Annotated in this window: 24 protein-coding genes; 15 read left to right on the top strand and 9 right to left on the bottom strand. The window is 61.4% G+C overall.

Annotation, left to right across the window (positions count from 1 at the left end):
- Positions 1-154: 154 nt before the first annotated feature.
- The 5 genes from ACB030_RS10300 to ACB030_RS10280 all read right to left on the bottom strand — a co-directional run bounded on the left by ACB030_RS10300 (position 155) and on the right by ACB030_RS10280 (position 4,369).
- A complete protein-coding gene (locus tag ACB030_RS10300) occupies positions 155-1,456 on the bottom strand; it encodes an MFS transporter (RefSeq protein ID WP_371159619.1) in 1,302 nt (433 codons plus the stop codon).
- 187 nt (positions 1,457-1,643) lie between these two features.
- Positions 1,644-1,973: a hypothetical protein gene (locus tag ACB030_RS10295; protein ID WP_371159524.1), complete on the bottom strand. Its 330-nt coding sequence runs from the start codon at positions 1,971-1,973 to the stop codon at positions 1,644-1,646.
- Positions 1,974-2,083: 110 nt separating this feature from the next.
- Positions 2,084-2,635, bottom strand: a complete 552-nt coding sequence (locus ACB030_RS10290) for a peptidylprolyl isomerase (RefSeq protein ID WP_106886050.1) — start codon at positions 2,633-2,635, stop codon at positions 2,084-2,086.
- A 15-nt stretch (positions 2,636-2,650) separates the two neighbouring features.
- A complete protein-coding gene (locus ACB030_RS10285; protein ID WP_371159521.1) occupies positions 2,651-3,223 on the bottom strand; it encodes a YajG family lipoprotein in 573 nt (190 codons plus the stop codon).
- Between the two features lie 12 nt (positions 3,224-3,235).
- Positions 3,236-4,369, bottom strand: a complete 1,134-nt coding sequence (locus ACB030_RS10280) for a methyltransferase (protein ID WP_371159519.1) — start codon at positions 4,367-4,369, stop codon at positions 3,236-3,238.
- A gap of 219 nt (positions 4,370-4,588) precedes the next feature.
- Here ACB030_RS10280 and ACB030_RS10275 point away from each other — a divergent pair, with 219 nt between their 5' ends.
- The 9 genes from ACB030_RS10275 (at position 4,589) to nqrM (ending at position 12,524) form a co-directional block, all read left to right on the top strand.
- Positions 4,589-4,897: a BolA family transcriptional regulator gene (locus ACB030_RS10275; RefSeq protein ID WP_041204526.1), complete on the top strand. Its 309-nt coding sequence runs from the start codon at positions 4,589-4,591 to the stop codon at positions 4,895-4,897.
- A gap of 440 nt (positions 4,898-5,337) precedes the next feature.
- On the top strand, positions 5,338-6,681 hold the full coding sequence (locus tag ACB030_RS10270; protein WP_371159517.1) for a Na(+)-translocating NADH-quinone reductase subunit A: 1,344 nt from the start codon (positions 5,338-5,340) through the stop codon (positions 6,679-6,681).
- 3 nt (positions 6,682-6,684) lie between these two features.
- Entirely contained in the window at positions 6,685-7,914 is a 1,230-nt protein-coding gene (locus ACB030_RS10265; protein WP_371159516.1) for an NADH:ubiquinone reductase (Na(+)-transporting) subunit B, read from the top strand.
- Positions 7,904-8,692, top strand: a complete 789-nt coding sequence (locus tag ACB030_RS10260; RefSeq protein WP_371159514.1) for a Na(+)-translocating NADH-quinone reductase subunit C — start codon at positions 7,904-7,906, stop codon at positions 8,690-8,692. The genes ACB030_RS10265 and ACB030_RS10260 overlap by 11 nt, the downstream gene beginning before the upstream one ends.
- Positions 8,685-9,317, top strand: coding sequence for an NADH:ubiquinone reductase (Na(+)-transporting) subunit D (locus ACB030_RS10255; protein WP_042654098.1), 633 nt, complete (start codon positions 8,685-8,687; stop codon positions 9,315-9,317). Before ACB030_RS10260 ends, ACB030_RS10255 begins: the two co-directional genes overlap by 8 nt.
- A gap of 3 nt (positions 9,318-9,320) precedes the next feature.
- Positions 9,321-9,917 carry an NADH:ubiquinone reductase (Na(+)-transporting) subunit E gene (nqrE, locus tag ACB030_RS10250; RefSeq protein WP_005330713.1) on the top strand — a complete coding sequence of 199 codons (597 nt, stop codon included), beginning with the start codon at positions 9,321-9,323 and terminating at the stop codon, positions 9,915-9,917.
- A gap of 17 nt (positions 9,918-9,934) precedes the next feature.
- Entirely contained in the window at positions 9,935-11,158 is a 1,224-nt protein-coding gene (nqrF, locus tag ACB030_RS10245; RefSeq protein WP_025327948.1) for an NADH:ubiquinone reductase (Na(+)-transporting) subunit F, read from the top strand.
- Between the two features lie 3 nt (positions 11,159-11,161).
- Positions 11,162-12,205: an FAD:protein FMN transferase gene (locus ACB030_RS10240; RefSeq protein WP_205641213.1), complete on the top strand. Its 1,044-nt coding sequence runs from the start codon at positions 11,162-11,164 to the stop codon at positions 12,203-12,205.
- A 94-nt stretch (positions 12,206-12,299) separates the two neighbouring features.
- Entirely contained in the window at positions 12,300-12,524 is a 225-nt protein-coding gene (gene nqrM, locus ACB030_RS10235; RefSeq protein WP_005330718.1) for a (Na+)-NQR maturation NqrM, read from the top strand.
- A 73-nt stretch (positions 12,525-12,597) separates the two neighbouring features.
- Here the strand turns inward: nqrM and ACB030_RS10230 are convergent, their stop codons facing one another.
- Positions 12,598-12,810, bottom strand: coding sequence for a hypothetical protein (locus ACB030_RS10230; protein WP_342058067.1), 213 nt, complete (start codon positions 12,808-12,810; stop codon positions 12,598-12,600).
- A 200-nt stretch (positions 12,811-13,010) separates the two neighbouring features.
- On the opposite strand from ACB030_RS10230, the gene dinB reads away from it, so the two are divergent.
- The 6 genes from dinB to rlmM all read left to right on the top strand — a co-directional run bounded on the left by dinB (position 13,011) and on the right by rlmM (position 19,620).
- Positions 13,011-14,063, top strand: a complete 1,053-nt coding sequence (gene dinB / locus ACB030_RS10225) for a DNA polymerase IV (RefSeq protein ID WP_139436603.1) — start codon at positions 13,011-13,013, stop codon at positions 14,061-14,063.
- A 67-nt stretch (positions 14,064-14,130) separates the two neighbouring features.
- Positions 14,131-16,266 carry a methyl-accepting chemotaxis protein gene (locus ACB030_RS10220; RefSeq protein WP_371159508.1) on the top strand — a complete coding sequence of 712 codons (2,136 nt, stop codon included), beginning with the start codon at positions 14,131-14,133 and terminating at the stop codon, positions 16,264-16,266.
- Between the two features lie 282 nt (positions 16,267-16,548).
- Positions 16,549-17,469, top strand: coding sequence for a transcriptional regulator GcvA (locus tag ACB030_RS10215; protein WP_205641216.1), 921 nt, complete (start codon positions 16,549-16,551; stop codon positions 17,467-17,469).
- A 4-nt stretch (positions 17,470-17,473) separates the two neighbouring features.
- Positions 17,474-18,112, top strand: coding sequence for an alpha/beta family hydrolase (locus ACB030_RS10210; protein ID WP_371159506.1), 639 nt, complete (start codon positions 17,474-17,476; stop codon positions 18,110-18,112).
- A 34-nt stretch (positions 18,113-18,146) separates the two neighbouring features.
- Positions 18,147-18,533: a DUF423 domain-containing protein gene (locus ACB030_RS10205; protein WP_043130931.1), complete on the top strand. Its 387-nt coding sequence runs from the start codon at positions 18,147-18,149 to the stop codon at positions 18,531-18,533.
- Positions 18,526-19,620: a 23S rRNA (cytidine(2498)-2'-O)-methyltransferase RlmM gene (gene rlmM / locus ACB030_RS10200; RefSeq protein ID WP_025327941.1), complete on the top strand. Its 1,095-nt coding sequence runs from the start codon at positions 18,526-18,528 to the stop codon at positions 19,618-19,620. The genes ACB030_RS10205 and rlmM overlap by 8 nt, the downstream gene beginning before the upstream one ends.
- 82 nt (positions 19,621-19,702) lie before the next feature.
- Here the strand turns inward: rlmM and ACB030_RS10195 are convergent, their stop codons facing one another.
- The 3 genes from ACB030_RS10195 to xni form a co-directional block, all read right to left on the bottom strand.
- Complete coding sequence (locus ACB030_RS10195) at positions 19,703-20,146, bottom strand: hypothetical protein (RefSeq protein WP_371159503.1); 444 nt, start codon at positions 20,144-20,146, stop codon at positions 19,703-19,705.
- Positions 20,147-20,265: 119 nt separating this feature from the next.
- Positions 20,266-21,273: an isocitrate dehydrogenase gene (locus ACB030_RS10190; RefSeq protein WP_025327939.1), complete on the bottom strand. Its 1,008-nt coding sequence runs from the start codon at positions 21,271-21,273 to the stop codon at positions 20,266-20,268.
- A gap of 142 nt (positions 21,274-21,415) precedes the next feature.
- Positions 21,416-22,225, bottom strand: a complete 810-nt coding sequence (gene xni / locus ACB030_RS10185) for a flap endonuclease Xni (RefSeq protein ID WP_371159501.1) — start codon at positions 22,223-22,225, stop codon at positions 21,416-21,418.
- Positions 22,226-22,349: the final 124 nt, after the last annotated feature.

Below are 22,349 nucleotides of genomic sequence, written 5' to 3'. Positions count from 1 at the left end.
TATTGGTCTCTTGTGCGTTAGTTGAGGTTTTCCGTAGCCTGCCCACAAGGAGCGGAAGGGATTCTAGCCAAATAAATTCATCGGATAAACAAGAGCCAGGGAACTTTGTCCGGTTTTGTGAATCTAATCACCCCCAAAATGGCGCAAACGCTTGCTATTTGTCCGCTTGTGGTAACAAAGCATCGCCTCGTTTGGCAACCATGATGATCAGTATCATCACCGGAATGCCGAGCAGACTGGTGCCGACGAAGAAGCTGCTGTAGCCGATCTGCTCGACCACCTGACCGGAGAAACCCGCCAGCAACTTGGGCATCAGCAACATGATGGAGCTGAACAGGGCGTACTGGGTCGCCGAGAAGGCGACGTTGGTCAGGCTCGACAGATAGGTTACGAAGGCCGCCGTCGCAATGCCGGCGCTGAGGTTGTCCAGGGAGATGATCAGGGTCAGCAGCTCCAGGTTGTGACCCACTTCGTTGAGCAGGGCGAACAGCAGATTGGTGCTGGCGGTGAGCACGGCGCCGAGAAACAGGATGCGCAGGGTGCCGAAGCGCATCACCAGCACCCCCCCTAGGGCCGCCCCCACCAGCGTCATGATGACGCCATACACCTTGGTGATGGTGGCCACCTCCGTCTTGCTGAACTGCAGATCCACATAGAAGCTGTTGGACATCACCCCCATCACCACATCCGAGATGCGATAGCAGGCGATGAGCCCCAGGATCAGCAGGGCTGAGCCGCCGTAGCGGCGGAAGAAATCGGCAAAGGGGCACCAGATGGCCTCATAGGTCCAGGCGCCCAGCCCGGCCAGGGTTCGGGGCCAGCCTCGCTCGAGCAACAGCGCCTTGCGCTCCATCTGTTGCTCGTTCTGGCGATGGAGGTCGATATCCGGCTCGTGGCTGAGCAGTGTGGTAATGACGCCGAGGGACATGAGTCCCGCCATCAGCAGGTAGGTGAGCTGCCAGCCGCGGTAGTCGTAGCTGTCGTTGCTGCCAAGCCAGGCCGCCAGCGCCAGCGCCCCCGCCCCCGCCATGATCATGGCGAGCCGGTAACCCGTCATGTAGGAGGCCGCCATGGCCGCCTGCAGGCGTTCAGGCGCCGACTCGATGCGGTAGGCGTCGATGACGATGTCCTGGGTCGCGGAGCAAAATGCCACCAGCAGGGCGAACAGGGCGAGCTGGGCGAGCTGGGTCTTGGGATCGCAATAGGCCATGCCCACCAGGGAGAGGGCGATCAGCACCTGGGAGAGCAGCATCCAGCTGCGTCGCCGCCCCAGCAGCCGGGAGAGCAGCGGCAGCGGCAGTCGATCCACCAGGGGAGACCACAGCCACTTGAAGCCATAGGCCAGCGCCACCCAGCTCATGTAGCCGATGTCGGTCAGGCTGACATCGGCTTCGCGCAGCCAGAAGGAGAGGGTGCCGAACACCAGCAGCAAGGGCAGGCCGGAGGAGAAGCCCATGGCAAACAGCGTGAGTACCCGCGCTTCCAGATAGACGGCGAGGGCGTCTCGCCAGCTTGTGGCGCGGTCCGGGGTATGACTGGGCGGGCGGAGATTGTTCAACTGCCTGACTCCTCAGAGAAAAGGGGGTCATTTTGTCAGGTTCGAGGGGGATAGCCAAGGCAAGCCGAGCGGGGCGGCCCGGGATTCAGGGTCGTGAGCCGATGCAGTGGTGCGGACAGGGCCCCTCGGCCAAGAGGAAGGTGGCGCAGGCCATCAGTCGCTGACGCAGCCAGGTGTCGGTGACGAGCTGATGCTGGTCCCACAGGTGCAGGCTGTGGAGCAGGTGCCAGAACACCCCCTCCTGCTCGGTGGCGGGTTCTTTGTCAATCGGGATGGTGGGCAGCGCCTGCCAGCGGGAGAGGAGTTGCCAGCTCAGATCCTCGAGCTGCCGATAGGGCATTTCCCGTGCCAGGAAGTGACGAACCGCCTGAGCCAGCTCAATGGCGTGTTGGGCAATGTAATCGTGACAAGTCACCGGAACCTCCTCTCTCTGCCTGGCCATGTCCCGCATCGGACAAGGCCAGAGTATAGAAAGGGGCGCCGGTGACCCGGGCCAGGTCGCGGCGGAATGTGATCCGCCCCCCGTTATTTGTCCGCCAGCAGCACCACTTTTTTCAGGATGATGGGGCTGGTCGGCACGTCATTGGCACGCAGTATGGAGCTGTAGCCGGTCTGCACCTGAGCCAGCTTGTCCAGCACTTCCATGCCCTGCACTACCTGGCCGAACACCGTATAACCGGCGCCGGCATTGGCGTTGAGGTTGTCGTTGTCCACCAGGTTGAAGTAGAACTGGCGGGTGGCGCTGTCGACCGCCTGGGTGCGGGCCATGGCGATGCTGCCACGCTTGTTGGGCAGGCCGCCCCTGGATTCGTTGACCACGGGGTCGAAGGTCGGCAGTGGCTGGAACTGCTGATTGTAGCCCCCGCCCTGCACCACGAAGTTCTGGATCACCCGGTGGAACAGGCTGCCGTCATAGCTGCCATCCGCCACATAGCGCAGGAAGTTCTTCACCGTCTGCGGTGCCTGCTTGGGGGCCAGCTCCACCACTATGTTGCCGTGGTTGGTCTCCATCTGGACTTTTTGTCCGGCGAACGCCAGGGGGGCGATCAGGGTGGCCAGTAACCAGAGTTTCTTCATTTATATGCTCCTTGCTCAGCTCGGCTGGCCTTTGAGATAACCGCGCAGCGCCTGGTCGGCCATGATCTGTTGCAATAAACTGCCAAGCTGCTGGTTCAGGGTGGACTCCAGATCGGCCATGGTCGGCTCACCCGGCTCTTCCTTGCTGGAAGACATGTTGAACTGCTTGGTCAGTCTGTTGCCCTGGAAGTCGGCGATCACCTGCAGGCTGACCTTGGACTTGGTGACATAGGTGAAGGTCTTCTCTTCGACCGTGACCGCGGCGGTGGAGATGGCCAGGGTCAGGTTGGTTGTGCCGCTGTTACCCACTTCGAGGCCCTGGCTGCGCAGCCCTTCCGCCAGTTTTTCCGCCAGCAGGTTGTTGAGGGGCTGGCTGCTGTTGACCAGCACGGGAGCCTTCTCTTTCTTCTTGATGGAGAAGACATAGGCGGCCTCGCGCTTGTCCACCCCTTCCATGGTGATGCGGTTGCCGGAGTAGTACTGCTGGTTGGAGGGAATGACTTGCGGATTGAGCAGCGCCGTCTCCGGCCAGTGGGTGGCACAACCGCCCAGCACCAGAGCGGCCAGCAGCAAGAGTGACTTTTTCATCATGGGTTTCCTTTAGCGTTTGATGGCTTTCAAAATAACGAATTTGCTGTTCGACGCAACGACTTGTGCGTTGGCAAACAAGCGCTTGAGTTTGTTGTGATAGTCCAGATGACGGTTGCCTACTATCCAGAGTTCCCCCCCCTGAGGCAACACCCGGTGTGCATCGGTGAACATCTGCCAGGCGATGTGATCGGTGATCGCCTGCAACTGATGGAAGGGGGGATTGCAGAGGATCCGATCCGCTGCCCCGACCGCCACGCCGTCGAGACAGTTGTTGACCAGGAAGTGGGCCCGCGGCAGGGCGTCCGGCAGGTTGTGCTCGACGTTGAGCCGCGCCGAGGCGACCGCCATGTGGGATTCGTCGATGAAGGTCACCTCCACCTCGCTGTCCTTTGCCAGCAGCGAGAGACCCAGCACCCCGTTGCCGCAGCCAAGGTCTATCACCCTGCGGGCGCTGTGGATCGGCAAATTGTCCAGCATGAAGCGGGCGCCGATATCCAGGCTGGTGCGTGAAAACACGTTGGCATGGTTATGGATGAGCATGTCAGTGCCCTCCAGCGGCCAGACGGTCGGGAAGGGGTTGGCCAGGGCAGGGCGCTCGGCCTGCGGATCGCAGTGAATGAGGCGCGCCTTCTTCCAGGCCAGCGAGGTGCGGGTCTGGCCCAGATACTTCTCGAACAGCTTGAGGGTGGAGCTGTGGATGTCTTTCGCCTTGCCGGCGGCCAGGATGCGGGTGGCCGGGGTGACCACCTCGCGCAATGCCAGCAGTTGCTGCTCCAGCAGCGCCTGATACTTGGAGACCTTGATCACCACCAGCGCAGGGGCAAGGGGCAGCGGCGCCAGGGCATCCTGCAGGGTGATCTGTGCGGGATCCAGCCCGTTCTCCGCCAGATTGGCCAGAGTGGCCCGCTCGCTGATATGGGAGTCGCTCACGCAGACGGGGGCATGGCCGTGCAGATAGGCGGCCAGGGCGCCGAAGCCGTCGTTCATGATGATGACGGGGCCGGTCTGTTCAAGAGGGGACTCCGCCAACGTGTTGATCAGGTATTCGTCCGCCGCATCCCAGGCCTGCAGGGGATCCTGGCTCTGCCGTGGGTAGCGATACAGGGTCAGACGACAATGGGCCGTGTCGAGCAGGGTTTGCATAAGAGAGAGTCCAAGGTGTTGCTGATAGATGACGCCCGCCCGCGCCGTGTTGCCCGGCTGGCAGGGAAAGTGGCGCTATTCTAGCGGCGACGGAGAATTTCACCAGCCCGCAGCGAGGAGGCGCCCGGCCTCCTTCTATTTAAAGCGGGCCTGATGCATCCGGCATGCAACCCTGGCTACAATGGCCGGATATCCAACGAGGGAGTCTTGCCCGTGAGCATGCAACAACAGATAGAGGCCAAACTGGCCGCCGCCTTGTCCCCCAGTCATCTGGAAGTGATCAACGAGAGCTACATGCACAGGGTGGAGCCGGGATCCGAGAGCCACTTCAAGGTCATAGTGGTGAGCCAGGCGTTCGAGGGGCAGCGCCTGCTGGGGCGCCATCGTCAGGTCAACGGCGTGCTGGCAGAGGAACTGGCAGGAGCTATCCATGCGCTGGCACTGCATACCTATACCGAGGCGGAGTGGCAGGCCCGGGAGCAGGCTCCCAAGACGCCGGGTTGCGTCAGCAAGTCCCCCTTTGCCTGAGCCGTTGACCTTTTCATTACCCAACCGTCGACTAATTAACGAAATTGTCACGGCGTGCCCGGAGCGCGAGCCTCAGGCACCGAGAGCATAGCGGCAGGGTGGGGGGATTACTTTTTCTAATCAACCTCTGGGGGAGGTGAAAATACCTCCATATGGGTAGTAAAACAAAAAATCCTTTAAAACCACGGGTTGCAGGGAGGGAAGGGAAATATTCAGTAGAGGTTAATTTTGTGATAGGACGGGGATTTTCCCTATTTGGCGTGGCGACTGGCTTGTCTAAGGTGGTAAACTCAGGCGCTTTTGAATGATCCTGTATGTTGCTGATTTGTTTGTTTCTTCGACAGTTTTCCGTGATGTTGACGGGCTCATTCAACAACTCGTCGTGATGTATTTCTCGGCGCTAACCAACCTGTCTTCCCTTAACGGTAGTGCAAGTGAGTATGATTACAATTAAAAGAGGACTGGACATCCCCGTGCTGGGTGCTCCGGAGCAAGTAATCTACGATGGCCCGGCCATCACCCGTGTTGCTACACTCGGCGAAGAGTTCGTGGGGATGCGTCCTACTATGTTCGTCAAAGTAGGTGATCGCGTCATTAAAGGTCAGGAGCTCTTCGAAGATAAGAAGAATCCCGGCGTTAAATTCACGGCCCCTGCCACCGGTGTGGTTTCTGAGATCAACCGTGGTGCCAAGCGTGTTCTGCAATCCGTTGTCATCGACATCGATGGTTCTGACGAGCAGGTGACCTTTGAACACTTTGCGTCTGCCGAGCTGGCACAGCTCGAGCGCAGCAAGGTGCAGGAGATCCTGGTCGCATCAGGCCAATGGACCGCATTGCGTACCCGTCCATTCAGCAAGGTGCCGGCAGTGGGCTCTGTCCCGCGTGCCATCTTCGTCACCGCGATGGACACCAACCCGCTGGCCGCCAACGCCGAGCTCATCATCAAGGAACAGGCTCAGGCCTTCCTCGACGGTCTGGCCGTGCTGAGCCGCCTGACCGATGGCACTGTCCACGTCTGCAAGGGCGAGGCGAGCCTGCCGCACGCCTCCCTGGCTCAGGTCAAGGAAGCCGTGTTTGTCGGTCCGCACCCTGCCGGCCTGCCTGGCACCCACATCCATTTCCTGGATCCGGTCGGTGCCAAGAAGGTGCAGTGGCACATCAACTACCAGGATGTGATCGCCTACGGCAAGCTGTTCACCACAGGCCAGATCTTCACCGACAAGGTGATCGCCCTGGCCGGCCCGAACGTGATCAAGCCGCGTCTGCTGCGCACCCGTCTGGGCGCCTGCATCAGCCAGCTGACCAACAACGAGCTGCGTGCTGACGAGAATCGCATCATCTCCGGTTCCCTGCTGAGCGGTGCCAAGGCCGAAGGGGTCCATGACTACCTGGGTCGCTACCACAATCAGGTGAGCGTACTGGGTGAAGGTCGTGAGAAAGAGTTCCTGGGCTGGGTCAAACCCAGTGCCGACAAGTTCTCCATCACTCGTACCACCCTCTCTCATCTGATGAAGGGCAAACTCATCAACTTTACTACCACCACCAACGGTAGTGATCGCTCCATGGTGCCTATCGGCAACTATGAGCGTGTGATGCCGCTCGACATCCTGCCGACCCTGCTGCTGCGGGATCTGGTCTCCGGCGACACCGACAGCGCACAAGCGCTCGGCTGCCTGGAGCTGGATGAGGAAGATCTGGCGCTCTGTACCTTCGTCTGCCCCGGCAAGACAGAGTACGGCCCAGTCTTGCGTGAGTGCCTGACCAAGATAGAACTGGAAGGTTAAGCGATGAGTTTCAAGCAACTTCTTGAAAATATGGAACATCACTTCGAGCCGGGTGGCAAGTACGCCAAGTACTATGCCCTGTTCGAAGCGGCGTACACCCTGTTTTATACCCCTGGGTCCGTGACCCGCAATGCCGCCCACGTTCGTGATGCGATCGATCTGAAACGCATGATGATCATGGTGTGGCTGGCCGTGTTCCCGGCCATGTTCTGGGGCATGTACAACGTCGGCAACCAGTCCATCGCCGCCATCGCCCATCTGGGCAGCGCGGCCGGTGCCGATACCTGGCAATACACCATAGCGACCCTGCTGGGTGCCTCGCTGGATCCGGCCGTGGCCGGCATCGGCAGCAAGATGCTGATCGGTGCGGCGCACTTCCTGCCCATCTACCTGACCGTGTTCCTGGTCGGTGGCTTCTGGGAAGTGCTGTTCGCCATGGTGCGCAAGCACGAGATCAACGAAGGCTTCTTCGTGACCTCCATCCTGTTCGCCCTGATCGTGCCGCCCGAGCTGCCACTGTGGCAAGCCGCGCTCGGCATCACCTTCGGTGTGGTGATGGCCAAGGAAGTGTTCGGTGGTACCGGCAAGAACTTCCTGAACCCGGCCCTGGCGGGTCGTGCGTTCCTGTTCTTCGCCTACCCCGGTCAGATCTCCGGCGATGCCGTCTGGGTCGCCGTTGACGGCTTCTCCGGCGCAACCGCCCTGAGCCAGTGGGCCCAGGGTGGCCAGATGGCGTTGATCAACGGTGCAACCGGCCAGGCTATCAGCTGGATGGATGCCTTCCTCGGCAACCTGCCAGGTTCCATCGGTGAAGTCTCCACCCTGATGATCCTCATCGGTGCGGCCATGATCGTCTACATGCGGATCGCCTCCTGGCGCATCATCGCAGGCGTCATGGTGGGCATGGTGGCGACCTCCCTGCTGTTCAACGTCATCGGCTCCGATACCAACCCCATGTTCAGCATGCCGTGGCACTGGCATCTGGTGCTGGGCGGCTTCGCCTTCGGTATGGCCTTCATGGCGACCGATCCTGTCTCCGCCGCCTTTACCAACAAGGGCAAGTGGTGGTACGGCGCCCTCATCGGCGTCATGGTCGTGCTGATCCGTGTGGTGAACCCCGCGTTCCCGGAAGGCATGATGCTGGCCATTCTGTTTGCCAACCTGTTTGCCCCCTTGTTTGACCATTTCGTGGCGCAGGCGAACATCAAGCGGAGGATCGCACGTGGCGTTTAATAAAGACTCTACTATCGGCACTCTCGCCGTAGTGACCGGTCTGTGTCTGGTCTGCTCCATCGTGGTCTCCGTGGCTGCGGTGGGCCTGCGTCCGGCCCAGCTGGAAAACAAGGCGCTGGACAAGCAAAGCAACATACTGTCCGTTGCCGGTGTCGATGTCAGCTCGGTGGCCAAGCGTGACCTGGCCCAGCTGTATGGCGACAAGATTGAGGCGCGTCTGGTGGATCTGGCCACCGGTGAGTTCGTTGACGGCGATGCCGACAACTTCGACACCAAGCTGGCGGCCAAAGATCCGGCCAAGAGTGTTCGTCTGGCCCCGGCCGATGACAAGGCCAGTCTGCGTCAGATCTCCAAGCTGATCCCGGTGTTCTTTGCGAAAGATGCACAAGGCAAGGTCGACAACATCATACTGCCGATCTACGGCCAGGGTCTGTGGTCCACCATGTATGCCTTCGTGGCGGTCGCGGCCGACGGCCAGACCATCAAGGGCATCACCTACTATGACCACGGTGAAACCCCGGGTCTGGGCGGCGAGATCGAGAATCCGGCCTGGCGCGAGCTGTTCGTCGGCAAGAAGCTGTTCGATCAGGACGGTCAGCCTGCGCTGCGGGTGATCAAGGGCCATGCTCCGGCTGGTTCCGAGCATGAAATCGACGGCCTGTCTGGCGCAACCCTGACCGGTAATGGCGTACAGCACACCTTCGACTTCTGGATGGGCCCCAAGGGCTTCGGTCCCTTCCTGGCCAAGGTACGTGCAGGAGAAATCAACAATGGCTGACAAGAGCGAAATGAAAAAATTGCTGTTGACGCCTGTGCTCGGCAACAACCCCATCGCACTGCAGGTGCTGGGTGTCTGTTCCGCGCTGGCCGTTACCAGCCAGATGAAGACGGCGTTCGTGATGACGCTGGCCGTTACTGCGGTCACCGCCTTCTCCAACCTGTTCATCTCCCTGATCCGCAACCAGATCCCGAACAGCGTGCGGATCATCGCCCAGATGGCGGTGATTGCCTCGCTGGTTATCGTGGTTGACCAGGTGCTCAAGGCCTATGCCTATGACATCTCCAAGCAACTGTCGGTGTTCGTCGGCCTCATCATCACCAACTGTATCGTGATGGGTCGTGCCGAAGCCTATGCCATGAAGAGCGCCCCGCTGCCCTCCTTCCTGGACGGCATCGGCAACGGTCTGGGCTATGGTGCCGTGCTGCTGGCCGTGGCGACTGTGCGCGAGATCCTGGGGTCTGGCACCTGGTTCGGCATCGAACTGCTGCCGCTGGTGAACAATGGTGGCTGGTATGTGCCGAACGGCCTGCTGCTGCTGCCGCCGAGTGCATTCTTCATCATTGGTCTGATCATCTGGGGCGTACGCACCAAGGATCCCAAGCAGGTGGAGGCAAAGGATTAAGGTATGGAACACTATCTGAGTCTGTTGATTCGTTCGATCTTCATCGAAAACCTGGCGCTCTCCTTCTTCCTGGGGATGTGTACCTTCCTGGCGGTGTCCAAGAAGGTCAAGACCGCCATGGGCCTGGGTATTGCCGTTATCGTGGTTCAGACCGTTGCCGTTCCGGCCAACAACCTGATCTACAACTACGTGCTCAAAGACGGTGCCCTGGTCTCCGGCCTGGATCTCAGCTTCCTGAGCTTCATCACCTTCATCGGGGTGATTGCGGCCCTGGTGCAGATCCTGGAGATGGCGCTGGACAAGTACTTCCCGGCGCTCTACAACGCCCTCGGCATCTTCCTGCCGCTCATCACGGTGAACTGCGCCATCTTCGGTGGCGTCTCCTTCATGGTGCAGCGTGACTACAACTTCGTGGAGTCTGTGGTCTATGGCGTGGGGTCGGGTGCAGGCTGGATGCTGGCCATAGTCGCGATGGCGGGGATCCGCGAGAAGATGAAGTATTCCGATGTTCCGGAAGGCCTGCGTGGCCTCGGCATCACCTTCATCACCGCGGGTCTGATGGCGCTGGGCTTCATGTCCTTCTCTGGTATTTCCCTGTAATCGGAAAGGAAATATAGATGGAAATTATTCTGGGTGTGGTCATGTTCACCGTGATCCTGCTGGCCCTGGTGGCAGTCATTCTGTTCGCCAAGTCCAAGCTGGTGACCGCAGGTGACGTGACAATCAGCATCAACGGCGACCCGGCCAAGGCTGTGACCAGCCCGGCGGGTGGCAAGCTGCTCGGCGTGCTCGCCGGCAGCGGTATCTTCGTCTCCTCCGCCTGTGGCGGCGGTGGCTCCTGTGGTCAGTGCAAGGTGCGGGTGAAAGCCGGCGGCGGCGACATACTGCCGACCGAGCTGGATCACATCAGCAAGGGCGAAGCCCGTCATGGCGAGCGTCTGGCCTGTCAGGTCACAGTGCGTTCCGACATGGACATCGAGCTGCCGGAAGAGATCTTCGGCGTGAAGAAGTGGGACTGTACCGTCATCTCCAATGACAACAAGGCCACCTTCATCAAGGAGCTCAAGCTGCAGATCCCCGATGGCGAGAGCGTGCCGTTCCGCGCCGGTGGTTATATCCAGATCGAAGCCCCTGCCCACCACGTGCAGTACAAGAACTTCGACATTCCCGAGGAGTATCGCGGGGACTGGGATCGCTTCAAGATCTTCGAGCTGGAGTCCAAGGTCAACGAGCCTATTATCCGTGCCTACTCCATGGCGAACTATCCGGAAGAGTTCGGCATCATCATGCTGAACGTGCGGATCGCGACCCCGCCGCCCAGCAACTGGACTGCCCCTCCCGGCCAGATGTCCTCCTACATTTTCAGCCTGAAGGCTGGGGACAAGGTGACCATCTCGGGTCCGTTCGGTGAGTTCTTCGCCAAGGACACCGACGCCGAAATGGTGTTCATCGGTGGTGGTGCCGGCATGGCGCCGATGCGTTCCCACATCTTCGACCAGCTGCGTCGCCTGAAGTCCAAGCGCAAGATGAGCTTCTGGTACGGTGCCCGTTCCAAGCGCGAGATGTTCTATGTCGAGGACTTCGACATGCTGGCCGCCGAGAACGACAACTTCCAGTGGCACGTCGCCCTGTCGGATCCGCAACCGGAAGACAACTGGGATGGCTACACCGGCTTCATCCACAACGTCTTGTTCGAGAACTACCTCAAGAACCACGAGGCGCCGGAAGATTGCGAGTTCTACATGTGTGGACCTCCCGTGATGAACGCTGCCGTCATCAACATGCTGAAAAACCTCGGCGTTGAAGACGAAAACATCCTCCTGGATGACTTTGGTGGTTAATCCATGCACAGTGTTGTAAAGACCTGGCTAGCCTTCGGGCTAGCCTTTTTCTTGACTGGGTGCGGTCAGGAATCGGTCCAATCCAAACCGGAGATCCACATCACCGGCAGCACCATGGGGACCTACTACTCCATCAAGGTGGCAGATGCCGCCGTCACGGATGCCGCCAAGCTTCAGGCCGAGGTGGATGTCCTGCTGGAGCGGGTCAACGATCAGATGTCCACCTACCGCCCGGATTCCGAACTGTCGCGCTTCAACCAGCACAAGGACAATACCCCGCTGGTGGTCTCCCGTGACACAGCCCGGGTGGTGACCGAGGCCATTCACATTGGCCGCGAGAGCCGCGGGGCGCTGGACGTCACCGTGGGCCCCCTGGTCAATCTGTGGGGCTTTGGGCCGGATGCCAAACCGACCAAGGTGCCATCCGACGAGCTTATTACCCAGACCCGGCAGAAGACGGGCCTCGGCAATCTGCATGTGGTAACCTCGGTCGACGCCGACACCCTGCAAAAGGACATCCCGGATCTCTACGTGGATCTCTCCGCCATCGCCAAGGGTTTCGGGGTGGACAAGGTGGCCGAGTACCTGGAATCCCTGGGGGCGCGCAACTACCTGGTGGAGATCGGCGGCGAGCTGCGGATCAATGGCGTCAACGGCAAGGGTCACCCCTGGCGCGTCGCCATCGAGAAGCCGACCGCCAATGCCGGCTCGGTGCAGGAAGTGATAGTGCCAGGGGACAACGGCGTCGCCACCTCGGGGGACTATCGCAACTACTACGAGCTGGATGGCAAGCGCTTCTCCCACACCATGGATCCGCTGACGGGCAAGCCCATCACCCATCGCATGGTGTCGGTCACCGTGATCCACCCCTCCTGCATGACGGCAGACGGGCTGGCTACGGCGCTGACGGTCATGGGAACGCAGAAGAGCCTGGCCTATGCCAAGGAGCGGGGTCTGGCCATCTTCGTCATCACCAAGACGGACGAGGGCTTCGAGGAGGCTTACTCGGATGCCTTCAAGCCCTACCTGGCCAAGCAGCCCGGTTAACCGTGAAGGCGTCGCCATCACTCGGCGGCGCCTGGGAATCTTGTCGCCGGATGCCGTCGAGCCGTATCTGGTTAAACAGTAAAGGGGTAATACCATGCAGATCTTTCTGATCACCTTCGGGGTGTTTCTGGTGGTGGTGGTGGCCATGGCCATCGGCTACATCTTCCAGAAGAAGACCATCTCCGGCTCCTGTGGCGGCCTTGGCACCATAGGGATCGAGAAGGAGTGCGACTGCCCGGAGCCCTGCGACAATCGCAAGAAGAAGATGGCCAAGGAAGAGGCCCGTCGCAAGATGCTGGTGGACAACCGCATCCTCTGAGGGCGAGCACCCGCGTGCGGGTGCATCGAATGCACGCGAGCCGACCCTGGGTCGGCTCGCGTCTTCATGGCGCTCAGTAGTCGTACTGGCTGCAGGCCTTGTTGTGAAACTCCGCCTTTCGCTTTGCCAGCTCCTCCCTTGTGCCCAGCTTGTCCCCCTGCTTGATGGCCTTCTCCAGTATCTCTATGCGCTCAAACAGCCAGCTGCACTCGGCGGTCGGATGGTCCTTGGTCATGCCCGTCAGCGGCAACAGCAGCAGGCAGAGTCCCGGCCAGATTGCTCTCATCTCTCTCCTCCTTGAGTCTGATGTGGATGGTGCCTTGAGAGTCTATCCGTCCCTCTCCTCCCGTGCGCTGGCAGAAATGACAGGGCTGGGGTAGCATGGGGCCTTGACTGGTTATTCATACAGTGGTGTCGCCGCCTCATCACGACAGCGGCGGTGCACCCAACCATGCGGCAGGCGCCGACGGCTCAACAGACTCTGGCATGCGCAAGATCATTCACATCGACATGGACTGCTTCTTCGCCGCGGTGGAGATGCGGGATAACCCGGCCCTGCGGGAGGTGCCGCTGGCCATCGGCGGCTCGGCCGACAGGCGCGGCGTCATCTCCACCTGCAACTATGTGGCGCGCCGCTTCGGGGTACGCTCCGCCATGCCGAGCGCCTTGGCCAGGAAACTCTGCCCGCCGCTGGTGCTGATCCCCGGGCGGATGGCCGTCTACAAGGAGACCTCCCGCCAGTTGCAGGCCATCTTCCTGCGCTACACGGAGCAGGTGGAGCCGCTCTCCCTCGATGAAGCCTACCTGGATGTCACCGACAGCCCCCACTGCGGCGGCAGCGCCACCCTGATGGCGGCCGAGATCCGCGCCGCCATCGTCCTCGAACTGGGGTTGACCGCCTCGGCCGGGGTGGCGCCGAACAAGTTTCTGGCCAAGCTTGCCTCCGAGCAGCGCAAGCCGGACGGCCTGTTCGTCATCCGCCCCCAGGAGGTGGACGAGTTCGTGCGCCAGCTGCCCCTCGGCAAGCTGCCCGGCATAGGCCGCAAGACGGCGGAGCGGCTGGAGTCCCTCGGGCTCTACTCCTGCGAGGATGCCCGCCAGCTCGGCAACGAGGAGCTGGTGAGCCGTTTCGGCAAGCTCGGGGAGATGCTGGCTGGCCGTATCTGGGGGCATGACGATCAGCCGGTGCAGGCCCGGCGGATACGCAAGAGCATAGGGGTGGAGACGACCCTCGCCAGCGACGTGCTGGATGAAGCCGCCTGCCGGGAGGTGCTCGGCCGGCTCATTCCCGAGCTGGAGCTGCGCTTTGCCAGGGCTTGCCCTGCGGAGGCGCTGATGGGGCAGGGGATCAAGCTGAAGTTTGCCGATTTCCACCAGACCACCGTCTATCGCAAGGGGAGCTACCAGGCGAGCCGTTTCCACGATCTGCTGCACGAGGGGCTGCAACGGTCTCAAGGAAAACCCATTCGCCTGCTCGGTCTGGTGGTCGGTCTGCCAGGGGCGGGGGAGATCAACCAATTGAGCCTGGATCTCAGCTGATTTAGTTAAGTTTTTGTGTCCAAAACCGATACAGTGTTCACATCTGTAGACGTTAGGAAATCGTGGCATGAGTTCTCTTTCTGTTCAGGGACGGATCACCCTGATTGCCGGTTGTTGCCTGTTGGCCAGTGCCGCCGCACTGGTCGCCTCTTCCCTCTTCAATGCGGCCCGTATGCAGGAGCAGGTGCTCACCTCCACCACCCTGGAGGGGCAGCACGCGGCAGAAAACTGGATGAAGGCCATGGGGTCCACCCAGGCGGCCAGAGTGACCAGCTACCTCGACGAGGCCTATTTCAGAGCCACCCTGCTGGCCCAGGGCATTTTGTTCCAGCGCAAGAACGCGGCCGACAACTTCGTTCACTCCGAGGCGCTGCGCAGTGCCGTGAACCAGCAGTTGCAGGACGCGGCGGAGTCATCGGCCAATCTGCTCGGGGTCTATGCGGTATTCGAACCCAATCAGCTCGACGGCGAAGACGACAACTATCAGGGCTCGACCGCGCTCGGGGCCAACGACAAGGGGCGCTTCTCCAGCTACTGGGCCAGAGTCGACGGCAAGGTGACCCTGGAGGTGATGGACGAGGCGCTGCTGGCCAACGACAAGCCGTCCGAGCACGGTGGCCTGGAGAATGACTGGTACAGCTGCAGCATTCGCAGCCGTGCCCTCTGCCTGCTCGAACCCTATGTGGACGAGGTGGGCACCCGGCAGGTGCTGATGACCTCGGTGACGGCCCCCTTGCTGGAAGAGGGCACTCTGCTCGGCATGGTCGGGGTCGATATCTCGCTGGCCACCTTGCAGAGCCTGGTGGAGGAGATGGACAAGACGCTCTATGACGGGCAGGGCAAGGTGCTGCTGCTCAGTCACGAGGGCCGGGTAGCCGGGGTCGAAGGGTTCCAGGTCGCCCTTGGGGATCCTCTGGATCAGCAGGGGCTGTCGGCGGATCTCAACGGCTGGCTCGCCAAGGGGGAGGTGGTCACGCGCTGGAGCCCGGACGGCGCCTTGCTGCAGACCTTCGTGCCGGTCAGCATGCGCGGGACGGATCGCCAGTGGGGCATCTACATCGAACTGCCCCGCGCCGTGGTGCTCGCCTCTGCCCTGCAACTGCAGGGGGAGCTGGAGGGCCAGTCCCAGCGTAGCGTCGCCACCCAGCTGCTGATCGGCGGGGCCATCTCGGCCCTTGCCCTGCTCTGCATCTGGCTGATGGCCCAGCGCATCGTCGCCCCCATCCGCACCGTGGTAGCCCGCCTCAAGGACATCGCCAGCGGCGAGGGGGATCTGACCCAGCGCATCGACCTGCGCCGTGATGACGAAATAGGCGAGCTGGCGAAGTGGTTCAACAACTTCCTGGACAAGCTGCAGTCCACCATCAGCCAGGTGATCGACACGGTGGCCGGCACCCGGGCCAGCGCGGCGCTGGCGGCGCAAGGGGCCGAGCGCACCAGTGCCGGCATGCAGTCCCAATATCAGGAGGTGGATCTGGTGGCCACGGCGTTCGAGGAGCTGAGCGCCACCGCCCTGCAGGTCGCGGGCAATGCCAGCTCGGCGGTGAGCGCGGCCAACCAGGCGGACATGGCGGCCCAGGAGGGCAAGTCCGTGGTCGCCGATACCCAGCAGGCGATGTCCAGGCTGATGGCGGTGATCAGCGACGCCAAGCCCGTGGTGGAGCGGCTGGCCGCCAACAGCGACAACATCAACGACATCCTCATCGTCATCCAGGGGATAGCCGAACAGACCAACCTGCTGGCGCTCAATGCCGCCATCGAGGCGGCGCGGGCCGGTGAACAGGGTCGCGGCTTCGCCGTGGTGGCCGACGAGGTGCGCAACCTGGCCGGTCGTACCCAGAATGCCATCGTCGAGATCCAGAACCTGATCACCGAGCTGCAGTCGGGCACAGAGGCCGTGGTCAAGGCGATCATGACGGGCCACAGCCAGGCGGATCTGACCCTTGGCAAGGTGGAGCTGTCGGTCAGCGTGCTGGAGCAGATCATCCATGCGGTGGCCACCATCCATCAGATGAACGAGCAGATAGCCAGGGCGGCCCAGGAGCAGAGCGGGGTGGCGGACGAGATCAACCGTAATGTCAGCAATATCCGCGATGTGAGCCATACCATCAGGGCCGAGGCGGCGACCTCGGCCGACAACGGACGGGAGTTGTCGCAACTGGCGGACAAACAGCAGCAACTGGTGGGGCAGTTCAGGGTATAGAGATAAGAAAAAAGGCGCCATCCAACCGGAGGCGCCAAACACATTCAGATGACAGACTGGGTTAAATCGGTCCGATTTAGCCCTTCTTCCCGCAGAGGAAGAAACACAACACCACAATCGCTGTCGGCCCACTCACAAAAACCACATGTAAACCAACATGGAAGAGAAGGTGTGAGCCATATGGCAACGGATTGCGTGGCGAATTATGTTTATTCACTGGTCGACCCGCAACCGACAATTTATAATGCGCCCCATTAGAAAAACTCATCGTCGGCTGGTGTCATGTCTCGTCGTTTACCCCCGCTCAATGCCCTGAAAGCATTCGAAGCAGCGGCTCGCCACTTAAGCTTTACCCGCGCAGCAGAAGAGTTGTTTGTGACTCAGGCCGCCATCAGTCACCAGATCAAGGCGCTGGAAGAGTACCTCGGCATCAAGCTGTTCCGTCGCAAGAACCGCTCCCTGCTGCTGACCGAGGAGGGGCAGAGCTACTTCCTCGACATCAAGGACATCTTCGCCTCCATCTCAGAGGCCACCGACAAGCTGCTGGCCCGCAGTGCCAAGGGGGCGCTCACCGTCTCCCTGCAGCCGAGTTTCGCCATCCAGTGGCTGGTGCCCAGGCTGGTGAAGTTCAGCGAGCGTCACCCCGACATCGATGTGCGGATCAAGGCGGTGGACATGGACGAGGGTTCCCTGACCGACGACGTGGATGTGGCCATCTACTACGGCCGTGGCAACTGGCCCGGGCTGCGCTCTGACAAATTGCACACCGAGTACCTGATCCCGGTCTGCTCGCCGCTCTTGCTGACCGGCCCCAAGCCCCTGCGCACCCCGGAGGATCTGACCAGGCACACCCTGCTGCACGACACCTCCCGACGCGACTGGAAGGCCTGGTTTCGCCAGCTCGACATCGATGCCCCGAACGTCAACCAGGGGCCCATCTTCAGCCACTCCACCATGGTGATCCAGGCGGCGATCCACGGTCAGGGGGTGGCGCTCGGTCACAGCGTGCTGGCCCAGCCCGAAATTGAGGCGGGCCGCCTCATCTGCCCGTTCGAGCAGGTGCTGGTGAGCAAGAATGCCTTCTACCTGGTGTGCCAGGAGCAGCAGTCCGATCAGGGCAAGATAGTGGCCTTCCGCGACTGGATGCTGGAGCTGGTGGAGCAGGAGGAGGCCCGTCGCCGGGCCCGTCTCGGCGAGGGGTGAGGAGATGGATGTGACAAGAGAGGGGGCGAGCGACGCCCCCGTTCGTATTCTGCTGGCCCACGGTGCGGGCGCCGGCATGGATCATGCCTTTCTCGCCGAGCTGTCGCGGCTGCTGGCGGGGCCGGATATCGAGGTGGTGCGCTTCAACTTCCCCTACATGAGCAAGCGGGCCCTGGACGGCAAGCGCAGGCCGCCGGACCGGCAGCCCGTGCTGCTCGCCCACTGGCGCGAGATGGTGCGCGCGTTTGCCCACCCCAGGTTGTTTCTGGCGGGCAAGTCCATGGGGGGGCGGATGGCGGCCGAGCTCTATCACGAAGGGAGCGACGAGATGAATGCTGCAGGATTGCTCATTCTCGGGTATCCTTTCCACCCCCCGGCCAGCCCCGACCGCTGGCGGGGTGAGGTGCTCAAGCAGATCACGACGCCGACCCTGCTGCTGCAGGGGGAGCGCGATACCTTTGGCTCTCGCGCCGAGCTGGCCGATTTCCCCTTCTCCCCCGCCGTATCGGTCCACTGGCTGACCGATGGGGATCATGGCTTCAAGCCGAGGAAGGCCAGCGGCGTGAGCGAGCAGGAGAACCTGCGACAGGCTGCGGAGCGGATCAAGGGGTTTATCGCGGCGACCCCGTCCCGGTGCGTCTGAAGGGATGGCCGCGCGCAGAGAACGAGGAGAGAGGATGCAAGTCCATCGACATTGGCTGGTGCTGGCGGGTTGTTTCGGCCTGACGGCCACCATGCTGGGAGCCTATGGGGCTCACGGGCTGGCGGCGACCGGCATAGCCCCTTCACTGCTGGCGGCGTTCAACACCGCGGTGCAGTATCAGTTTTTTCACGCCCTGGCCCTGCTGGTGCTGGGGTGGTGCGGCGTGCGCAGCAAGGTGATCACCTTCGCGGGCACGGCCTTTGTGCTGGGGATCCTGGGATTCTCCGGCAGTATTTACGCCATGGTGCTGCTTGGCAGCAAGGGGCTGGGGCTCATCACCCCGGCCGGTGGCCTCTGTTTTATGTTGGGATGGGCGGCTCTGATATGGGCCGGCTGTCGTCTTGGAGGAAAAAATGAATAATCTGCTGCTTTATTGCCGCCCGGGTTTTGAGAAAGAGGCGGCGGCAGAGATCACCGAACGAGCCAGCAACATGCAGTGCTACGGCTTCGCCCGGGTCAAGGACGACAGCGGTTACGTGATTTTCGAGCTGTATGACGAGGAGCAGGCGGATCTGCTGGCCCGCAAGCTGCCGTTCCGAGAGCTCATCTTCATCCGCCAGATGCTGGTGGTGACCCATGAGCTGAAGGATCTGGACCTCTCCGATCGGGTTTCCCCCATCATAGAGGCGACCCGTGACTATGCCATCTGTGGCGATCTGCGGGTGGAAACGGCTGATACCAACGAGGCGAAGGAGCTGTCTGCCTTCTGCCGCAAGTTCACGGTGCCGCTGCGCCAGGCGCTGCGTGGCAACGAGATCCTGACCAAGAAGGAGACGCCGCACCGTCCGGTGTTCCACGCCTTCTTCATGGCCAATGATCACCTGTTGCTGGGGTACTCCTACTCCTTCAACAACTCCGAATTCCACATGGGCATTCCGCGTCTGCGCTGCCCGCCTGACGCCCCGAGCCGCTCCAGCCTCAAGCTGGAAGAGGCCTTCTATGTGTTTGTGCCGCGGGAAGAGTGGGAGCTGCGACTCACCTCCGGCATGAAGGCCGTCGATCTGGGCGCCTGCCCGGGCGGCTGGACCTATCAGCTGGTGCGCCGTGGCATGATGGTGACCGCGGTGGACAACGGCTCCATGGCCCAGTCCCTGATGGATACCGGCCAGGTCAAGCACATTCGCGACGATGGCTTCGTCTGGCGGCCAGGCAAGAAGAACACCTACTGGCTGGTGTGCGACATGGTGGACAAGCCGGCGCGGGTGGTGCACATGATCGCCGACTGGTTCCGCGAGAACGACTGCCAGGAAGCCATGTTCAACCTCAAGCTGCCGATGAAGAAGCGCTATGCCGAGGCGGTGCACAACATAGAGGTGCTGCGGGAGATGCTCAAGGAGATCGACAATGCGTTCGTGATCCAGGCCAAGCAGCTCTACCACGATCGCGAAGAGATCACCGTGCACGTCTACAACAAGTTCTGGGTCTCCAAGCTCGAACCCAAGTCCTGAGCAGGGCACCCGCGTCACCCGGTATGACGCCAAATAAAAACCGGACGGCTGACCCCGTCCGGTTTTTTGTTTTCTGACGCCCTCAGAAGCGGTAGTCGACGCGCATCATGGACTCGTCATCGGTGATCTTGAGCTCTATTTGAAGCGGAATGGTCTTGTCGATGGGGTTGAACTGCATCTTGACGCCGTCCCCCCGCAGCTTGACCGAGGTATGGAGGCCACCGGCGTTGAACTTGATCCTGGGTTTGTGCTTCTCGAAGGAGAGGCTCACGCTCTTCTCGGCGGTCAGATTGAGTTTCTGGTAGGGGGTGACCCGCTGGGTGCCATTGCTGTCGGTCATGATGTCCACGCCGAGGGAGAGCGGCTTGGGGCTCTTGAGCAGGTCGTTGGTATCTATGGTGGACTGCCAGGTCTGCTTGGCCGGCGGCTCGTACTGAGGGGGCGGTGTCAACCAGGCGTTGTCGATGGGCCTGTCCAATGCCATGGCACTGCTGCTGACGATCAGCAAGATGAAGGTAGCACGCATGATGGATCTCCTTATCCCTCATATGAACATAGTATTCATCCGACAAGGGAGATAGGGGGATCCGGTATAAAACGAAGGGAGCCGAAGCTCCCTTTTTAAATCAATCAGTTAGATATGATTTATAGACGGTCTATGATGGCCTGGGTGAATTCGCTGGTGGAGGCCGTGCCCCCCAGATCCCGGGTCACCCGATCGCCGGACTCGATGGTCGCCCGCACTGCCTCGCGGATGCGCTCGGCCTTGTCCTGCATGCCCAGGTACTCCAGCATCTGGATGGAGGCGAGGATCACCGAGGTCGGGTTGGCGATGTTCTTGCCTGCGATGTCCGGCGCAGAGCCGTGCACCGCCTCAAAGATGGCGGCGCCCTCACCTATGTTGGCACCTGGGGCCATGCCTAAGCCCCCCACCAGACCGGCGCAGAGATCCGAGAGGATGTCGCCGAACAGGTTGGTGGTGACCATGACATCGAACCGCTCCGGGTACATCACCAGGTTCATGCAGGCGGCGTCGACGATCATCTCTTCGTTCTGGATATCCGGATAGCGGGCAGCCACCTCGCGCGCCACCTCCAGGAACAGGCCCGAAGTGGACTTGAGGATGTTGGCCTTGTGGATGATGGTGACCTTCTTGCGCCCTTCCTGGCGCGCCAGCTCGAAGGCGAAGGTGACGATGCGTTCGGCCCCGTCGCGGGTGATGATGCTCATCGCCTCGGCGCTCTGGTTGTCATCGCTGCGCTTCTGGCCGGCGCCCGAATACATGCCCTCGGTGTTTTCACGCACCGTGATGATGTCGATGTTGTCGTAACGGCTCCTGGTGCCCTTGAAGGAGATCACCGGGCGCACGTTGGCGTAGAGGTTGAACTTCTTGCGCAGGGAGACGTTGATGGAGGTGAAGCCGCCGCCGACCGGTGTGGTGAGGGGGCCCTTGAGGCTGACCTTGTTCTTCTCAATCAAATCGAGGGTGGACTGGGGCAGCAGCTCGCCGTGCTTCTCCAGCGCGACCAGACCGGCATCGGCATAGTCGTAGTCAAAATCACAGCCGGCGTGGGTCAGGATCTGGATGGCGGATTCGATGATGCTGGGGCCTATGCCGTCGCCCGGAATGACGGTAATTTTTCTTTTTGACATGAGACGTATCCACTTCTAGGGAACAGAGGGGGAGGATTCGGCGGTTTTATACCATTTTTGCACCACTTCCTCCATGTTTCTTTACATTTTTCCCATTTATGTCAACAGGTACGGCCTGTTTCGGGGAATAGTGTGCCGGGGATCACGCCTCCGAGTCGGGCTCGGGCGGGTAGCGGATCTCCCTCAGGTTGAAACCGAGGGGGATGTCTTGCTGCAGCCGCACCAGCCGCTGGGCCAGCAGGGCCTCATCCTTGTGCTGGCGCAGCTTGAGCAGAGGCTTGCCCGCGTCTTCTTGCAAGCAGGCATCCAGCATGGCGGCCAGATCGCCATATTGTTGCAGCAGCTGGGTTGCCGTCTTTGGCCCTATGCCCGGCACCCCCTTGATATGGGAGCCGCCGATGCCGGTCAGGGCCCAGAAGTCCACCAGCTGCTCGGGAGCCACGCCATATTGCTGCCGGACGAAGGCCTCATCCAGCCAGCGCTTGTTGAAGTAATCCCGCACCCGGATCTGCGGGCAGATGAGCTGGCAGAAGCCCTTGTCGGTGGAGATGATGGTGGCCCTGGCGCCGTGCTGGGCAATTCCACTGGCTAACGTGGCGATAAGATCGTCCGCCTCGTCGGTCTGGGAGAGCAGGGCATCCACACCGCACTCCCAGAAGGCGTCCTGCAAGTCGGCCAGCCCCTCCCTCAGCTCCTGTGGCATGGGGGTGCGCCCCTCCTTGTAGGCCGGATAGATCTCCTTGCGCCAGCTGTGCACCTCGCCGTCAAACACGGCGATGACGTGGGTCGGCTCGCTGGCGGCCAGCAGCTTCTTGCAGGTATTGATGAGGTTGGCGCGGGTGGCGATCAGGGCCTGGGCCGGGGTCAGCGCCTGCTGGGCCTGCACCGCGTGCAGTCGGCGGATGAGGTTGAGGGCATCGATGATGAGCAGGTGTGGCCTGAGGTGTTGCATGGCAGGGAGCACTCTTGGCGGTCGGGACGGCCCATTGTAACAAGGGATGGGCGTCATGCTAACCCCGGACGCCAGGGCCGGGAAGTGAAGGAGGGGCACCGGGCCCCTCCTGTCATCACGGGCG

The organism is Aeromonas sp. S16(2024), from assembly GCF_041403065.1.
Taxonomy (GTDB): Bacteria; Pseudomonadota; Gammaproteobacteria; order Enterobacterales; family Aeromonadaceae; genus Aeromonas.
This window is presented reverse-complemented; position numbering and strand designations above follow the sequence as displayed.

Bases quoted from the DNA above. Each gene is read 5' to 3' on its own strand.
- ACB030_RS10300 (WP_371159619.1), bottom strand. From the start codon at position 1,456: ATGGGCTTCTCCTCCGGCCTGCCCTTGCTGCTGGTGTTCGGCACCCTC.
- ACB030_RS10290 (WP_106886050.1), bottom strand. From the start codon at position 2,635: ATGAAGAAACTCTGGTTACTGGCCACCCTGATCGCCCCCCTGGCGTTC.
- ACB030_RS10285 (WP_371159521.1), bottom strand. From the start codon at position 3,223: ATGAAAAAGTCACTCTTGCTGCTGGCCGCTCTGGTGCTGGGCGGTTGT.
- ACB030_RS10280 (WP_371159519.1), bottom strand. From the start codon at position 4,369: ATGCAAACCCTGCTCGACACGGCCCATTGTCGTCTGACCCTGTATCGC.
- ACB030_RS10275 (WP_041204526.1), top strand. From the start codon at position 4,589: ATGCAACAACAGATAGAGGCCAAACTGGCCGCCGCCTTGTCCCCCAGT.
- ACB030_RS10270 (WP_371159517.1), top strand. From the start codon at position 5,338: ATGATTACAATTAAAAGAGGACTGGACATCCCCGTGCTGGGTGCTCCG.
- ACB030_RS10265 (WP_371159516.1), top strand. From the start codon at position 6,685: ATGAGTTTCAAGCAACTTCTTGAAAATATGGAACATCACTTCGAGCCG.
- ACB030_RS10255 (WP_042654098.1), top strand. From the start codon at position 8,685: ATGGCTGACAAGAGCGAAATGAAAAAATTGCTGTTGACGCCTGTGCTC.
- nqrE (WP_005330713.1), top strand. From the start codon at position 9,321: ATGGAACACTATCTGAGTCTGTTGATTCGTTCGATCTTCATCGAAAAC.
- nqrF (WP_025327948.1), top strand. From the start codon at position 9,935: ATGGAAATTATTCTGGGTGTGGTCATGTTCACCGTGATCCTGCTGGCC.
- ACB030_RS10240 (WP_205641213.1), top strand. From the start codon at position 11,162: ATGCACAGTGTTGTAAAGACCTGGCTAGCCTTCGGGCTAGCCTTTTTC.
- nqrM (WP_005330718.1), top strand. From the start codon at position 12,300: ATGCAGATCTTTCTGATCACCTTCGGGGTGTTTCTGGTGGTGGTGGTG.
- ACB030_RS10230 (WP_342058067.1), bottom strand. From the start codon at position 12,810: ATGAGAGCAATCTGGCCGGGACTCTGCCTGCTGCTGTTGCCGCTGACG.
- dinB (WP_139436603.1), top strand. From the start codon at position 13,011: ATGCGCAAGATCATTCACATCGACATGGACTGCTTCTTCGCCGCGGTG.
- ACB030_RS10220 (WP_371159508.1), top strand. From the start codon at position 14,131: ATGAGTTCTCTTTCTGTTCAGGGACGGATCACCCTGATTGCCGGTTGT.
- ACB030_RS10215 (WP_205641216.1), top strand. From the start codon at position 16,549: ATGTCTCGTCGTTTACCCCCGCTCAATGCCCTGAAAGCATTCGAAGCA.
- ACB030_RS10210 (WP_371159506.1), top strand. From the start codon at position 17,474: ATGGATGTGACAAGAGAGGGGGCGAGCGACGCCCCCGTTCGTATTCTG.
- ACB030_RS10205 (WP_043130931.1), top strand. From the start codon at position 18,147: ATGCAAGTCCATCGACATTGGCTGGTGCTGGCGGGTTGTTTCGGCCTG.
- rlmM (WP_025327941.1), top strand. From the start codon at position 18,526: ATGAATAATCTGCTGCTTTATTGCCGCCCGGGTTTTGAGAAAGAGGCG.
- ACB030_RS10195 (WP_371159503.1), bottom strand. From the start codon at position 20,146: ATGCGTGCTACCTTCATCTTGCTGATCGTCAGCAGCAGTGCCATGGCA.
- ACB030_RS10190 (WP_025327939.1), bottom strand. From the start codon at position 21,273: ATGTCAAAAAGAAAAATTACCGTCATTCCGGGCGACGGCATAGGCCCC.
- xni (WP_371159501.1), bottom strand. From the start codon at position 22,225: ATGCAACACCTCAGGCCACACCTGCTCATCATCGATGCCCTCAACCTC.